This is a genomic window from Modestobacter muralis (assembly GCF_010682105.1).
In the GTDB taxonomy this organism is placed as follows: domain Bacteria; phylum Actinomycetota; class Actinomycetes; order Mycobacteriales; family Geodermatophilaceae; genus Modestobacter; species Modestobacter muralis.
In genome coordinates this window covers 25,724-40,086 of record NZ_JAAGWH010000063.1, presented here as the reverse complement: position 1 = coordinate 40,086, position 14,363 = coordinate 25,724, and the positions used below count along the sequence as shown (strand labels likewise).

The following is a 14,363-nucleotide window of genomic DNA, read 5'->3' as shown; positions in this document are numbered from 1 at the left end:
GGGCGGCGGCGTGGATGGCTGCCTAGCGCTCGATCATGGTCATCTGCTCGTCGGTGTGGTGTCCACCGACCGCGGGCGGGAGGTCGGTGAGTCGCTGCACCTGCTCAGCAGTCAGCACGACGTCGTCGGCGGCGGCGTTCTCCTCCACGCGGTGCACCTTGCGGGTGCCGGGGATGGGAACGATGCCATCCCCCTGGGCCAGCAACCAGGCAAGTGCGACCTGGGCCGGGGTGGCGCCGACCTCGGCGGCCACGGCCTTGGTCTCCTCGGCGATGCGCATGTTCTGCTCGAAGGCCTCGGGGGTGAACCGGGGGTGGTCCTTGCGGGAGTCGTCCTCACCCAGGTCGGCCGGTGAGGTGATCGAGCCGGTGAGGAAACCCCGGCCAAGCGGGGAGTAGGCGACGAAGCCGATGCCCAGCTCGCGCAGCACCGCGAGGAGATCGCCCTCGGGGTCGCGGGTCCACAGCGAGAACTCCGACTGCAGCGCGGTGATCGGGTGGACGGCGTGGGCGCGGCGGATGGTGTCGATCCACACCTCCGACAGCCCGATGTGCCTGATCTTGCCCTCGGTCACCAGCTCGGCCAGCGCCCCGACGGTGTCCTCGATGGAGGTCTTGGGGTCCAGGCGGTGCTGGTAGTACAGGTCGATGTGGTCGGTGCCCAGCCGGCGCAGCGAACCCTCGACCGCGGTGCGGATGTTGGCCGGGCTGCTGTCGAGGTTCCACGGGCCCTCACCGGCGTGGGAGACCAGCCCGAACTTCGTGGCCAGGACGACATCGTCGCGGCGGCCGGCGATGGCCCGGCCGATGAGCTCCTCGTTGATGTAGGGCCCGTAGATCTCGGCGGTGTCGAGAAGGGTGACGCCCAGGTCCAGCGCGCGGTGCACGGTGCGGATGGACCCTGCGTCATCGAGTGCGCCGCCGCCCTCGTAGGCCATGGACATGCCCATCGCGCCCAGGCCGATCCGGGAGACGTCGAGGGTGCCGAGAGTGGTGTGCTGCATGGAGTGCTCCTCGCGTAGGTGTTCGTGAAGATCTGGTCGTGCGGGTGCTGGTCGTGCGGGTGCTCGGCGGTTCAGTCAGCCGTCGCCGCGTCGACGTCGCGCAGGGTGAGGCCGGCGACGATCGTCACGACCACCAGCGCAGCCAGCGCAATCAGGCCGATCCGCAGGCCGGTCATGAAGCTGGCCTGCACGGCCAGCACCGACCCGACGGCCGCGACACCGAGGGACCCGCCCATCTGGCGGGACATGTTCAGCACGCCGCTGGCGGTGCCGGCCCGGCGGGCCGGGACGCTGTCGATCACCAGCGTGGTCAGCGGCGGCACCGTGAAGGAGCCACCCAGCCCGACCGGGACCATGAGGACGGCCACGACCCAGGTGGGGGTGCTGGCCGGCACGCAGGCCAGCGCGATCAGGCCGGCCACCAGCACGATCTGCCCGCCGATGATCGGCACGCGCAGGCCGTAGCGGGCCGCGACCCGGGGAACCACCGGGCTGACCGCGGCCACCAGCGCGGTCATGGGCAGGAACAGCAGCCCGGTGGAAAAGGCGGACTCCCCGCGCACCTGCTGGAAGTACAGGCTCTGGACGAAGACGACGCCGTAGAACGCCGACATCCCGATGAACGCCGCCGCCAGGGCCACGATCACGCGCCGGGAGCGGAAGAGCTCGAGGGGCACCATCGGGTGCCGGCCGCGGGACTGGGCGAGCAGGAACACCACCAGCGCCAGCACCGCCACGGCGAACGCGGTGAGGATCGTCGGGCGGCCGTAGCCGCCCTCGCCGCCTTCGATGATCGCGTAGGTCAGCGCGGCCAGGCCGAGGACGGCGGTCACCTGTCCGGTCCAGTCGAACGGCGCCGCTTCCCGCGGGGAGGTGCCGACCCGGGTGAGCACCAGCAGTGCGATGGCCCCGACGGGGAGGTTGAGGAAGAAGATGATCCGCCAGTCGACCTGGGTCAGTGCACCGCCGACGATGGGGCCGGCCGCGGCGGCGATGGAGCCGCCCATGGCCCAGTAGGCGATGGCCCGGGCACGCGCGCCGGCGTCGGTGTAGGCCTCGCGGATGAGCGCGAGAGCCGTGGGGGTGACCAGCGCAGCGCCCAGGCCTTGCGCGAAGCGGGCGGCGATCAGCGTGCCCAGGTCGGGGGCCAGACCGCAGGCGGCGGAGGCCAGGACGAAGAGCACCATGCCCGCGCCGTAGGCCCGCTTGGCACCGATCCGCTCGGAGAAGGTGCCGGCGAACAGGATCAGCGCGGAGAACATCAGCGTGTAGGCGGTAACGACCCACTGCAGGCCGGCCAGCCCTCCACCGAGGTCCTCCCGGATGCTGGGCAGGGCCACGTTGACGACCTGGGAGTCCAGGGCGACGACGAAGAAGCCGAGCATCGCCACCCCGAGGGCGGCTCCGGGGTGAGCCGGCCGGGCGGTGTCAGCGGTGGGCCCGCTGGGGAGCCTCACCTGGGTGGTGCGGGTGTTCGACATGTCGGGCGCCGATCTGCTCGGGGCACAGGCGTGCCCTGCACGAGCTGGGTGGTCGTGTGTGGGTCTCAGCTGGGCAGGAGTCCGGCGGCTCGCAGCCACTGCTCCACGTCGGCCTGGGCGTCGCCGGCTTCCTCGCCCTGCACGGCGAGCCCGTCGCCGAGGGTCGAGTTGGGTAGGAGCTGCGCGTAGTCCCGGGGGGCGTTGCCGAGCCGGCTCACGGCGTAGGTGACGAACGGCAGCACCGTCTTGCCGGCCAGGTCCAGGCCCTCGACGAACGTGGACATGATCATCGGGGCGCGCACGTTCCAGATCGGGCTGCCGAGCAGGACGGTGTCGTACTGCTCGACCGGGGGCAGCGGTGCTGCGATGGCCGGGCGGGCGTCGGCGTCCTGCTCGGCGACGTTGCGGGCGACGGTGTCCTCGTAGACATCGGAGTAGGGGTCGGCGGCCTCGATGCGGTAGACGTCGCAGTCGATGAGCCCGCTGATCATCTCGGCCGCCACCTGGGTGTTGCCGACCTCCAGGTTCCTGCGCCCGCCGTAGTAGTAGTTCTCCCCCGCCCGGGAGAAGTAGGCGAGCAGGACGTTGTTCCTGGCCACAGTCGAGCCCGTCTCCGTTGGTTGTGTCGAGGGAGCTGTGCTGGTGGGCTGCGGCGTTGGCGTGCTGCAGGCGGCCAGCCCTGCCCCGGCCACCGCGCTGGCGGTGACCGTGAGCGCTACCCGCAGGAACGACCGCCTGTCCACCGCAGTGGCCGGGGCGGGCATCACAGCTGCCCCGCCGGCCGGATGAGCACCTCGTTGATCGCGAGGTGGCGGGGCCGGGCGAGCACGAAGGCGATGATCTCGGCGATGTCGTCGGCGCTGACCTCGGCCTTGTCGTAGAGCGCCTGGACGCCCTCGCGGGTCTCGGCGTGGGTGATGTGGCCGGGCAGCTCGGTGGCCACGACACCGGGCTCGATGAGGGTGACCCGCACGTCGGGCAGCAGTTCCTGGCGCAGGGACTCCGACCAGCCGTTGAGCCCCCACTTGGTCGCGGCGTACACGCCGTTGCCGGCCCGCGCGGTCCGCCCGGCGACGGAGGAGATGTTGATGATGTCCCCGCCGCCGTCCTTGAGCTGGTCGAGGAAGACCTCGGTCGCGGTGAGCGCGCCGAGCAGGTTGACCTCGATCATCTGGCGGTGGTCCTCGCGCTGGTCGCTGCTGAAGGGGCCCAGCAGCATGACGCCGGCGTTGTTGACCAGCACGTCGGTGCCGCCGAGCTCCGCAGCGACGCGGTCTGCTGCGGCCACGAGGCTGTCGCGGTCGGTGACGTCGGCGGTGATGGCGATCGAGCCGTTGGCCAGCTCATCGGCCAGTGCGGTGATGCGGTCTCCGCGGCGAGCCAGCAGCGCGACCCGGTAGCCGCCCGCGGCCAATGCGCGGGCGGTCGCCTCGCCGATGCCGGAGGAGGCCCCGGTGACGACGGCGACGCGGCCCTGGGCGTTGTCGGTGGGAGTGGTCATGGCGGTCAGGCCTCGGGGATGTCCCGGCCGAAGGCCTCCAGGGTGATGGCCTCGGGCTCGGGGCCACCGCGCTTGCCGGTGTCCAGGCCGTCGATGGCGGCCAGCTGGTCGCCGGTGAGCTCGAAGTCGAAGACGTCGATGTTCTCCGCGATCCGGTGCGCCTTGGTCGACTTCGGGATGACCGAGCGGCCCTGCTGGATCGCCCAGCGCAGCATGACCTGGGCCGGGCTCTTGCCGTGGGCCTCGGCGATTCCGACGATGGTCGGGTCTTCGAGGGTGCTGGTGTGCTCGCCGTCGCGGTAGAAGGTGATGCCGCCGATCGGGGACCACGCCTGGGTCACGATGCCGTGCTCGGCACCGAAGGCCTGCACCTCGCGCTGCTGGAAGTAGGGGTGCACCTCGATCTGGTTGACCGCCGGCACCACGTCGGTGCGCTCGAGCAGCTGGGTGAGGTGGTCGACCATGAAGTTGCTGACGCCGATGGCGCGGACGCGGCCGTCGGCCAGCAGCTTCTCCAGGGCCTTGTAGGCGCCGATGGTCTTCTCGAACTCCGAGGGCAGGGCCTGGTGCAGGATCAGCAGGTCGATCTGGTCGACCCCCAGCTTGGCCGCGGACTTCTCGAAACCGTGCAGCGTCTGGTCGTAGCCGTAGTCGCTGATCCAGATCTTGGTCTCCAGGAACACCTCCGACCGGTCCAGGCTCGAGGCCTTCACGGCCTCGCCGACCTCGCGCTCGTTGCCGTAGGCGGCGGCGGTGTCGATGTGCCGGTAGCCGGTCTCCAGGGCCGCGGTGACCGCGGAGCGGGTCTCATCCGGCGGGGTCTGGAATACCCCGAGCCCCAGGGCGGGGATCTCGACGCCGTTGTTCAGTGTGATGGTCTGCATGACCTGCCCCTTGCCGGTTGAGAGGTTCATTCGTTGCTGTCCGCGGCGACTTCTTCGCCGCTGGACACCAGCGAACTCCCTTCACCGCACGTGTGGGAGTGAAGGCCTATACCGGTAAAGCCAGACCCTCCCTGGCCGCGGGCACCCGCCCTACGGTTGGGACATGGACAACCGGACCGAGGTACGCGACTTCCTCACCAGCCGTCGCGAGCGCCTCACCCCGGAGCAGGCCGGGATCCCTTCCTACGGCGGGCGGCGCCGGGTCAAGGGGCTGCGCCGCGAAGAGGTCGCGATGCTCGCCGGGATGAGCACCGACTACTACACCCGCCTGGAGCGCGGGAACCTGACCGGCGTCTCCGAGGCGGTCCTGGACTCACTGGCCCGCGCGCTGCGCTTCGACGAAGCCGAGCGGGCCCACCTGTTCGACCTGGCCGGCACAGCCAGCCCTTCTGGGCAGGCGCGCCGTCAGACCGCCGACACCACCCGACGGGTCTCCGCCCCGACAGGTGTGCGCGAAGGCGTCCACCGCATCCTCGACAGCCTGGGCGCCCCGGCCTACGTGGCCAACGGGCGGATGGACGTCCTGGCCACCAACCGGCTCGGCCGCGCCCTGTTCACCGACGCCTACGCCGACGCGACCAGTGGCTTCAACCTGGCCCGCTACCTGTTCCTCGACCCCCGCTCCCGGGACTTCTACCTCGGTTGGGACACCGTGGCCCGCGACTCGGTCGCATCCCTGCGCACCTACGCCGGCCGCAACCCCTACGACCGCGGCCTCACCGACCTGGTCGGTGAGCTGTCCACCCGCAGCACGGAATTCGCCGGCTGGTGGGCCACCCACACGGTGAAGTTCCACCGCACCTCCACCAAGAAGCTCCACCACTCCATTGTCGGCGACCTCGAAGTCACCGGCGAGGCCCTCGAACTGCCCGGCGACCCAGGTCTGCGCATCGTCACCTACACCGTGGAGCCGGCCAGCCCCTCCGAGCAGGCTCTGGCGTTCCTCGCGAGCTGGAGCAGCGACGAGCAGTCGTCGGCGCCGGCCAGCGCGTCCCCGACGTCAGAGCGGTCTCGCGAGAGCTAGGCGACGACCGTCCGGTCGGGGCAACATCACCGCTCACGTCTGCCTCGGGCCAGGACGCCCAGACGATGGCACCGCGGTGGAGGACGGTCCACCGTCCACCGAGCGCGGGCAGTGCAGCTCCTGTGCACCATGCGGCGTCCTAGCCCAAGGTCAGCACGACCTTGCCCTCGGCTTCTCCACTCCGCAGGCGGTCGAACGCACTCTGGGCGTCCTCGAATGCGTGCTGGGAATCGATGACAGCGCGCACCCGGCCGTCGGCGATCGCGTCCATGGCGTCGGTATGTACCCCCGCGAGGAGGTCACCGATCACGCCCACCGGGTCGAACCCGAACGACACCGACATCAGCGTCACCTGCCGTGCCGCGAGCCGGAACAGGTCGAACTCCGCGACCGGGCCGCTCAGCCGGCCGACGCTGACCACCGAGCCACCCGTCCGCGCCGCGTCGAGGGCTGTGGCGAGCATGCCGCCGGCCACATGGTCGAGCACGACGTCGGCACCGACACCGGCGGTCAGTTGTCGCACCCGGTCGGGGAGGTCCTCCTCGTCGGTGATGACGACGTGATCGACGCCGGTGCGGCGGAGCAGGTCCACCCGATCCCGGGTCCGGGTGGTGGCGATGACGGTTCGGGCGCCGAGGACCCGGGCCAGCTGCGTGCCGACCAGCGCGACCCCTGAGGTGCCGGCGGTGATGAGCACCGTGTCGCCTGCGCGGACACCGGCGCGGCGCAGCGCGCCGTACTCCGTCAGCAGCGCGGTCGGGAGCGGTGCGGCGTCCGGGAACCCCAGCTGCTCGGGCAGCTGCAGGACGTGCCGTGAGTGGGCGGCGACGTACTCCGCGAACGACGCCGGAGCAACGCCGAGGACGCTGCGCCCCACCAGCGCAGGATCGACGTTCTCGCCGACCTCGTCGATGACGCCGCTGAAGTCATAGCCGGCGATCTCCCCCTCGGGTGCAGCCGAGAGGTCGCTGTTGTTGAGTGCCAGCGCCCGGGTGCGGACGAGCACGTCGTCCGGGCCGGGGACCGGTCGCGGACGGTCCGCCAGGTGGACCGTGCCGGGTGCTGTGCCGTTGACCAGTGCCTTCATGAGTGGATCGCCTGCTTCCGGGTGACGGGCAGAGGAGCGAGACCGGCGCGCAGCGGCCGGGGTCAGATGACTCGACCCCGGCCGCCGCGCGTCAGGTCAGGCGGCGAAGGTCTGCTTCGCTGCCCCGATCGCGGACATCGCCTTCGGCCAGCCGGTGTAGAAGGCCAGGTGCGTGATCGCCTCGACGATCTCTGCCTCCGTCAGGCCGTTGTCCCGGCCGAGCGCGAGGTGGAAGGGGAGCTGCTCGACGTTGCCACCGACCACCAGCGCGGTGATCGTGACCAAGCTGCGGTCGCGGGGTGCGAGCTCCGGCCGCTTCCAGACGTCGCCGAAGAGGACGTCGTCGGTGAGGTCGACCAGCTTGGGCGCGAAGTCGCCCAGCATCTTCCGCGCCGCGGACGGCTCCTGCCCGCTCACGCGTCGGCCCCGGAGGTGGTGGTGCCGCGGTACTCGTCGTCGGTGATGTGCTCCAGCCAGATGGTGCTGGCGCTGGGGTCATCGGCGCTCTCGAGCATGGCGATGTGCTCCATGAAGCAGCCCTCGGCGGCGGCGTGCCAGTGCTCCTCGCCGGGCGGGGTGTAGATCGTCTGGCCGGGGTGGACCTCGATGATCTGTCCGTCCCGGGTGCCGAAGCGGCCGACGCCGGCGGTGACGCGCAAGTACTGGCCGCGGGCGTGGGAGTGCCAGGCGGTGCGGGCGCCGGGGGCGAAGCGGACGGTGGCGACCACCATGCGCTGGTCTCCCTCGTGGGGCAGGGCGATGGGGTCCAGCCAGACGTCGCCGGCGAACTGATCCGGCGGGTTCTTGGTCGTGGGGAAGGTCGGTTCGATGTTCATCTGGTGCTCCTACGGAGGTGGGGTGGGTGGCGCCGTCCCGGCCCGGGATGTCCCCCGGGCCGGGGCGGTGCCGATCAGGTGCCGGGTCAGGGCTGGACGAGGACCTTGAGTGCGGTGCGCTCGTCCATGGCCGTGTAGCCGGCCGGGGTGTCGTCGAGGGTCACGGTGCGGTCGAAGACCCGGCCGGGCTCAATGCGGCCGTCGAGGACCTCGGGCAGCAGCTCCTCGATGTAGGGCCGCTGGGCGCCGGGGCCGCCGGCGAGCCGGACGTTGCGGCCGAACAGGCTGCCGAAGCCGATCGGGGCCTCCTCGTACTGCGGCACGCCGACCCGGCTGATCACGCCCCCGTTGCGGACGGCGCCGACGGCCATCTCGTAGGCGTTCATGTAGCCGACGCACTCCAGTACGGCGTGGGTGCCGTGGCCCCCGGTGAGCTCGCGGACCTTGGCGATGCCCTCCTCGCCGCGCTCGGCGACGACGTCGGTGGCGCCGAACGCACGGCCCAGGTCGGTGCGCACCTGGTGGCGGCCCATGAGCACGATCTGCTCGGCACCTAGCCGCTTGGCCGACAGCACCGCGAGCAGGCCGACCGCGCCGTCGCCGATCACGGTGACCGAGGAGCCGGGCCGCACCTGGCCCATGACGGCGGCGTGGTGACCGGTGATGAGCACGTCGGAGAGCGTCAGCAGCGAGGGCAGCAGGGCCGAGTCCTCCCCCACCGGCGCCTTGACCAGCGTGCCGTCGGCCAGCGGCACCCGCACGGCCTCGGCCTGGGCGGTGGTGAAGAAGCCACCGTGCTCGCAGGAGGTGGTGAGGCCCTCGCGGCAGAAGACGCAGGTGTTGTCGAAGTAGGCGAACGGGGCGATGACGAAGTCACCGCGCGCGATCAGGGAGACCTCCGACCCGACCTCCTCGACGACGCCGATGAACTCGTGGCCCATCTGCTGGCCCTGCTCGCCGGCCGGCATCGCATGGAAGGGGTGCAGGTCGCTGCCGCACACGCAGGCGCGGACGACGCGCACCACGGCGTCGGTGGGCTGCTCGATCGCTGCGTCGGGGACGTTCTCCACGCGGACGTCGCCGGCGCCGTACATGAGGGTTGCTCGCACGATCTCGTGCCCTTCTGCTGAGGTTCGATGGTCAGAGACGACGGGCCGCAGGCAGCCGTCGTCCTCGCTGAGTCCAGCCAACGCCTGTTCTCCTCGACCAGGGAGTGCCTGCTCAACGGGGTACTGGCAGGGCCTCTTTCGGCCTCGCGCAGCTGCTTACCTTGGGGTTGTGAGCAACATCGACCTGAGCGCGCAGATCCGCGATTTCCTCAGCACGCGCCGGGCCCGGATCACCCCCGGGCAGGCCGGCCTGCCCGCCTACGGCGGCAACCGCCGGGTCAAGGGCCTGCGCCGCGAAGAGGTGGCGATGCTCGCCGGCGTCTCCGTCGACTACTACGTGCGAATGGAACGCGGCAGCCTCGCCGGAGCATCGGAGGGCGTGCTCAGCTCCCTCGCCGATGCCCTCCGCCTCGACGAGGCCGAGCGCACCCACCTGTACGCCCTGGCCCGGGAGAGCGGTCACCACACCTCTCCCCGCAAGCGGGCCGCCTCCAGCGTCAAGCCCGCCGTGCAGCACGTCCTCGACGCCATGACCGACGCCCCGGCCTGGGTCCGCAACGGCCGCCACGACATCGTGGCCATGAACTCCCTCGCCCGGGCGCTGTACTCCCCCGTGCTCGCCGACGGCCGCCGCCCGGCCAACACCACTCGGTTCCTCTACCTCGACCCCGCGGCGCGGGACTTCTTCGTCGACTACGACCGCATCGCCAACGACGCCGCCGCCATGCTCCGGCTCGAGGCCGGCAAGAACCCGCACGACAAGGCCCTCATCGAGCTGGTCGGTGAGCTGTCCACCCGCTCGGAGCTGTTCCGCCAACGGTGGGCTTCCCACGATGTGAAGTTCCACCGCAGCGGCCAGAAGCGGCTCCGCCACCCCGAGGTCGGCCAGCTCGACCTGGACTTCGAGGGCATGGAGCTCACCTCCTCCCCCGGGCTGCAGCTCAACGTCTACTCAGCTCCGCCCGGGACGCCGACCGCCGACGGGCTCAAGCTCCTCGCCTCCTGGGCGGCCTCGCAGGACCAGCTGCCCACCGAGGTCGACGCGACCCCCGCAGGCTGACGCTGGAGGTGGGGCGCCCCAGCATGGGCGCGTCGGGGAACGACGGGGAGAGACCCTTGATCTCGCCGTCGCCTCGTTGGCGCACACGGTTGCGGCACCGTCAACCGCGGGCCGGCTGGTGAAGGGTTGGCCTGCCGGGCACCACTGGCTGTGCGGTGACGGTCATCAAGCCGACGACCACCCCACCGGAGGACACCGCGGCCGGAGTCCGCCGACCCCGGGCCGGCCGCCGCGACCAGGCTGGGGGGTAACGACAGCCACTCCCTGCGGCGCCTTAGCGGACCTAGCGTCGAGGCATGCCCACGACCAGCACCCTGAACAACGGTGTGGAGATGCCGGCCCTCGGTCTCGGCGTCTTCCAGACCCCGCCCGATGTCACCACCGACGCGGTCGCAGAGGCCCTCCGGCTCGGTTACCGCCACGTCGACACCGCCGCCGCCTACGGCAACGAGCGCGAGGTCGGCGAAGGCATCGCCCGCTCCGGTGTGCCCCGTGACGAGGTCTTCGTCGAGACGAAGCTGTGGATCAGCGACTACGGCTATGACGCCGCGCTGCACGGGTTCGACAAGAGCGCCGCGAAGCTCGGCGTCGACCAGATCGACCTCCTGCTGCTCCACCAGCCGCTCACCAGCCGCTTCGACCTCACCCTCGACGCCTACCGGGCGCTGGAGGAGCTGCTCGCCGACGGCCGCGTCCGCGCGATCGGCGTCAGCAACTTCATGCCCGAGGTCCTCGCCCGACTGCTGGCCGAGTCCACGGTCGTCCCGGCCGTCAACCAGATCGAGCTGCACCCCTACTTCCAGCAGACCGAACTGCAGGTCCTGCACACCCAGCACGGCATCCTCACGCAGTGCTGGTCCCCGATCGGTGGCATCACCTCCTACGGCGGCGGCGCCAAGAGCGCCTTCGAGGACCCGACGCTGCTGGCCATCGGCGCTGAGCACGGCAAGTCGACCGCCCAGGTGATGCTCCGCTGGCACCTGCAGGAAGGGCGCTCGACGATCCCGAAGTCGACCAAGCCGGCGCGTATCGCGGAGAACTTCGATGTCTTCGACTTCGAGCTCACCGCCGACCAGGTCGCCCAGATCGACGCCCTGGACACCGGCGTCCGCAGCGGACCGGACCCCGACAGCATCACGCTGGAGAGCTACGGCATGCCGATCCCGGAGGCCTGAGCAAGTCGGCGCCGATGCCGTGTCGACCACGACCTGCACCGGCGCCATCCCGGTTCCCCGCCCACCGACTCCGAGGACAGCCGTGGACCTGAACACCGTGCTCGACCTGTGCGCCGTCACCGCCTTCGCGGTAGTGGCGGTGCTTCTGGTGCTCGAGTCGGGTCTGCTCGTCGGAGTCGTCCTGCCCGCCGGGTCGCTGGTCCTCGGACTGGGTGCCATGGCGGGCACCGGTGCTCTGCCGGCGCCGCTGGCGGCCGCCGGTGTCACAGCGGCCACCGTCCTCGGCGCGGTGTTCGGGCACCGCAGGTCAGGTGGAGGGGCCACCGGCCGCTCCATGCCGGTCGGCGCCGCCTTGAGTCGGTGGCTGCCGGATCGGGCGACCCGACGCATTCAGGAGTCGACCACGACGTGGGGCCGTGCCGTCGGGCGCCGACCGGTGCGGGCGGCGGCGACGGCCCAGTTCATCGTCGGTGCCCGCACCCTCGCCCCGCGCCTCGCCGGGTCAGCCGGCGTCCCGCTCGCCACGATGCTGCGCGGGACGTTCCCCGCCGCCCTCATCTGGTCCAGCGCACTCATCACCACTGGTGCCCTCGCCGGTGCCGCGCTCCCCATGGCCCGCGACCTGCTCGCCATGACGGCACTGCCGGCAGCGCTGGTCGTGGCCACCTGGCTGCTCGTGCGGCGCCGCGCTCGGAGGGGCGGTGCCCACCAGCAGGTCCTCATCCCCACGGCCTCGCCCCTGGCTTCCCAGCGGACCGCCGCATATCCGGACGCAGACGATGCCCCCGCCGAGGACCTGCTCCCGGTTCCCCAGCTCACCCGTCCCTGAGTCGCCACGGCAGCCGACCATCCGGGCCCAGCCGCCAGCTGGGTCGGGCTCGACGAACACCTCGCCAACCCGACGACTACCGACCGATGAGGACGTGACCATGCCCGACGACCAGCACTCCTCCAACGGCTCACCGAAAGACTCCGGACGTCGCCGATTCCTGATTGGGGCCGCGGTGCTCTCCGCCGCTCCCCTGCTCACCGCCGCCGCGTGCTCCGCCGACGCAGACAGCCCGGCGGCCAGTCCCACGAACCCAGCCGCCACCGGCTCAGGCGGCGCGGCGGTGGCCACCGCCACGACCCTCACCGCGTCCCGCTCGCTGGCGTCCCTGCAGGTCTCCAGCCTCGGCCTTGGCTGCCAGACCATGCCGGGCAACCTCTACGGCCCGGTCACCAGCCGCGAGGACATGGTCGCCCTGGTCCGGACAGCCGCCGACCAGGGCGTGCGGCTGTTCGACACCGCAGAGGCCTACGGGCCCTTCGAGTCCGAGCGGATCGTCGGCGAGGGCCTGGCCGGCGTCCGGGACGACGTGGTCATCGCCAGCAAGTTCGGGTGGGCCATCGACCCCGACACCGGACAGCGGACCGGAGGCCTCAACAGTCGGCCCGACAGCGTGCGGCGGGCGGTCGAGGGCATGCTGCAGCGGCTGCAGACCGACCGCATCGACCTGCTGTACCAACACCGCGTCGACCCCGCCGTCCCCATCGAAGACGTCGCAGGAGTCGTCGGGGAACTGATGGCCGAAGGCAAGGTCCTGCACTGGGGCCTGTCCGAGCCCGGCCTGCAGACGGTGCGCCGGGCGCACTCGGTGCAGCCGCTCACCGCCATCCAGAACGAATACTCGCTGCTCACCCGGGACCCCGAGGCGGAGGTTCTGCCGCTGTGTGCCGAACTGGGCATCGGGTTCGTGCCGTTCAGCCCCCTGGCGGACGGCTTCACCACCGGGACGATGACGCCCTACACGCGATTCGCAGCCGACGACTTCCGCGCAGCGGTGCCCCGCCACAGCCAGGAGAACCTGGCCGCCAACATGCCCGTGGTCCAGCTGCTGCAGGACTGGTCGGTGCGCAAGGGAGCCACTCCCGCTCAGCTCTCGCTGGCCTGGCTGATGGCCCAGCAACCCTGGGTCGTCCCGATCCCGAGCACCACCCGGCTGCCGCACCTGCTGGAGAACCTCGGCGCCGAGGACATCACCTTCACCGACGACGAGCTCCGGGAGTTCACCGCCGCGCTGGACGCCATCCCGATCCAGGGAGACCGGCTGCCCTCCGCAGTGCTCGCGAACTCCGGCGTCGAGGCCCCCGCCACCTGACGTCCGCACGAGAACGACCGGTCCATCGGCGCCGACTTCGTCATCCGGCGAGGCGGCGCCGGCCAGGCGGGCTTGTGAGCACGAGATGCCCACTCGCTGAGGCGAGTGGGCAGCTCCCAGCCTCAGTGCGGTCCGCCGACAGGTACGAGCCTTCCTCGTCGCATCAGTGGCCGCCGAGGACCCGGAGCCGACGGCCGAGGTCGATTACGTCGTGCAGCGGGCGATCCTGGTCATCGCCGAGATTGCCTCTATGGCGCCCCGCCGACGAGGACTCCGCTCGACGTCTCGACGTCGCCCTGCTGATGGCCGCGCAGGCACGTACCGTGCAGAAGCGCTGTTGGACAGCTTTCGGCTGGTCTTTAGCGCCCTTGACGTCACCAACCGTCGCGGATCACTACTCCCCAAGCAGAGCGGGACAAGCGCGACAATGAACGCACCATTGTGGGAAGAACGACCCCTGCCGCAGCAGCTGCACGACTCACTCCCTGCGTGGGACTGGGAACTGCACCGGGCCGCTGATCTGACCACCTCACGAACCGAGCTGCAGGCCAAGGTCTTGGACGCGGGAGTACCTCCCGGCGACATCGCTGACGGTGTCGAGCGCCTGCTCCTGGCTTATGAGGAGTTGGCCTCCAACGGATTCCGCCACGGTCAAGCACCTGTGCAGACGGCGGTGACCGCTGCCGGTGACGGCTGGCTGATCGACGTCACCGACGCCGCGGTGGACCGCACACCCGCCCCCGCGGTGGACCGGGACCCGGCCACCGGCGGCCTGGGCCTCTACCTGATCGCCCGGTTGTGCGCTGCCTACGGCTGGTCGGTGATCGCCGGCCGAAAGCACGTGTGGGGATACGTGGCCCTCACGCCGGCCACCTGACCTTCCACCCCGCCTGACCCACGCTGACGCTCACGGGATTCGACAGCCACCGGGTGCAGCCCGAGGGATCACTGACGGTGCGTCTGCTCAACCACTGCTGGCGCCTGCACGGTGGGGGGGGGTTC

The 14,363-nt window shown here is 71.1% G+C and carries 15 protein-coding genes; 6 read left to right on the top strand and 9 right to left on the bottom strand.

Annotated features, from left to right (window positions below):
- Positions 1–22: 22 nt before the first annotated feature.
- From GCU67_RS19810 to GCU67_RS19790, 5 genes are all read right to left on the bottom strand, one after another.
- Positions 23–1,003 carry an aldo/keto reductase gene (locus GCU67_RS19810; RefSeq protein ID WP_163613086.1) on the bottom strand — a complete coding sequence of 327 codons (981 nt, stop codon included), beginning with the start codon at positions 1,001–1,003 and terminating at the stop codon, positions 23–25.
- 71 nt (positions 1,004–1,074) lie between these two features.
- Positions 1,075–2,484 carry an MFS transporter gene (locus GCU67_RS19805; RefSeq protein WP_246215421.1) on the bottom strand — a complete coding sequence of 470 codons (1,410 nt, stop codon included), beginning with the start codon at positions 2,482–2,484 and terminating at the stop codon, positions 1,075–1,077.
- 65 nt (positions 2,485–2,549) lie between these two features.
- Positions 2,550–3,083 (bottom strand): flavodoxin, encoded by a 534-nt coding sequence (locus tag GCU67_RS22585; RefSeq protein WP_338105177.1) that lies wholly within the window; start codon positions 3,081–3,083, stop codon positions 2,550–2,552.
- 164 nt (positions 3,084–3,247) lie between these two features.
- Complete coding sequence (locus tag GCU67_RS19795; protein ID WP_163613084.1) at positions 3,248–3,985, bottom strand: SDR family oxidoreductase; 738 nt, start codon at positions 3,983–3,985, stop codon at positions 3,248–3,250.
- Between the two features lie 5 nt (positions 3,986–3,990).
- Positions 3,991–4,869 carry an aldo/keto reductase gene (locus GCU67_RS19790; protein WP_163613083.1) on the bottom strand — a complete coding sequence of 293 codons (879 nt, stop codon included), beginning with the start codon at positions 4,867–4,869 and terminating at the stop codon, positions 3,991–3,993.
- A gap of 163 nt (positions 4,870–5,032) precedes the next feature.
- Here GCU67_RS19790 and GCU67_RS19785 point away from each other — a divergent pair, with 163 nt between their 5' ends.
- Positions 5,033–5,953 (top strand): helix-turn-helix transcriptional regulator, encoded by a 921-nt coding sequence (locus GCU67_RS19785; RefSeq protein ID WP_163613082.1) that lies wholly within the window; start codon positions 5,033–5,035, stop codon positions 5,951–5,953.
- A gap of 139 nt (positions 5,954–6,092) precedes the next feature.
- On the opposite strand, the gene GCU67_RS19780 is transcribed toward GCU67_RS19785, so the two are convergent.
- From GCU67_RS19780 to GCU67_RS19765, 4 genes are all read right to left on the bottom strand, one after another.
- Positions 6,093–7,040 carry a quinone oxidoreductase family protein gene (locus GCU67_RS19780; RefSeq protein WP_163613081.1) on the bottom strand — a complete coding sequence of 316 codons (948 nt, stop codon included), beginning with the start codon at positions 7,038–7,040 and terminating at the stop codon, positions 6,093–6,095.
- A gap of 96 nt (positions 7,041–7,136) precedes the next feature.
- Positions 7,137–7,457, bottom strand: a complete 321-nt coding sequence (locus GCU67_RS19775; protein WP_338105176.1) for a carboxymuconolactone decarboxylase family protein — start codon at positions 7,455–7,457, stop codon at positions 7,137–7,139.
- On the bottom strand, positions 7,454–7,876 hold the full coding sequence (locus tag GCU67_RS19770; protein WP_163613080.1) for a (R)-mandelonitrile lyase: 423 nt from the start codon (positions 7,874–7,876) through the stop codon (positions 7,454–7,456). The genes GCU67_RS19775 and GCU67_RS19770 overlap by 4 nt, the downstream gene beginning before the upstream one ends.
- A gap of 86 nt (positions 7,877–7,962) precedes the next feature.
- Positions 7,963–8,985 carry a zinc-binding dehydrogenase gene (locus tag GCU67_RS19765; protein ID WP_163613079.1) on the bottom strand — a complete coding sequence of 341 codons (1,023 nt, stop codon included), beginning with the start codon at positions 8,983–8,985 and terminating at the stop codon, positions 7,963–7,965.
- A 169-nt stretch (positions 8,986–9,154) separates the two neighbouring features.
- Between GCU67_RS19765 and GCU67_RS19760 the strand changes: the two genes are divergently transcribed.
- The 5 genes from GCU67_RS19760 to GCU67_RS22140 all read left to right on the top strand — a co-directional run bounded on the left by GCU67_RS19760 (position 9,155) and on the right by GCU67_RS22140 (position 14,238).
- On the top strand, positions 9,155–10,045 hold the full coding sequence (locus GCU67_RS19760; RefSeq protein WP_163613078.1) for an MmyB family transcriptional regulator: 891 nt from the start codon (positions 9,155–9,157) through the stop codon (positions 10,043–10,045).
- A 296-nt stretch (positions 10,046–10,341) separates the two neighbouring features.
- Positions 10,342–11,220, top strand: coding sequence for an aldo/keto reductase (locus GCU67_RS19755; RefSeq protein ID WP_163613077.1), 879 nt, complete (start codon positions 10,342–10,344; stop codon positions 11,218–11,220).
- Positions 11,221–11,302: 82 nt separating this feature from the next.
- A complete protein-coding gene (locus GCU67_RS19750) occupies positions 11,303–12,049 on the top strand; it encodes a DedA family protein (protein ID WP_163613076.1) in 747 nt (248 codons plus the stop codon).
- Positions 12,050–12,149: 100 nt separating this feature from the next.
- Positions 12,150–13,361 (top strand): aldo/keto reductase, encoded by a 1,212-nt coding sequence (locus GCU67_RS19745; RefSeq protein WP_163613075.1) that lies wholly within the window; start codon positions 12,150–12,152, stop codon positions 13,359–13,361.
- A gap of 166 nt (positions 13,362–13,527) precedes the next feature.
- The gene (locus GCU67_RS22140) at positions 13,528–14,238 is read left to right on the top strand and encodes an ATP-binding protein (RefSeq protein WP_246215420.1); all 711 of its coding nucleotides are present in this window, start codon (positions 13,528–13,530) and stop codon (positions 14,236–14,238) included.
- The last annotated feature ends 125 nt before the right edge of the window (positions 14,239–14,363 follow it).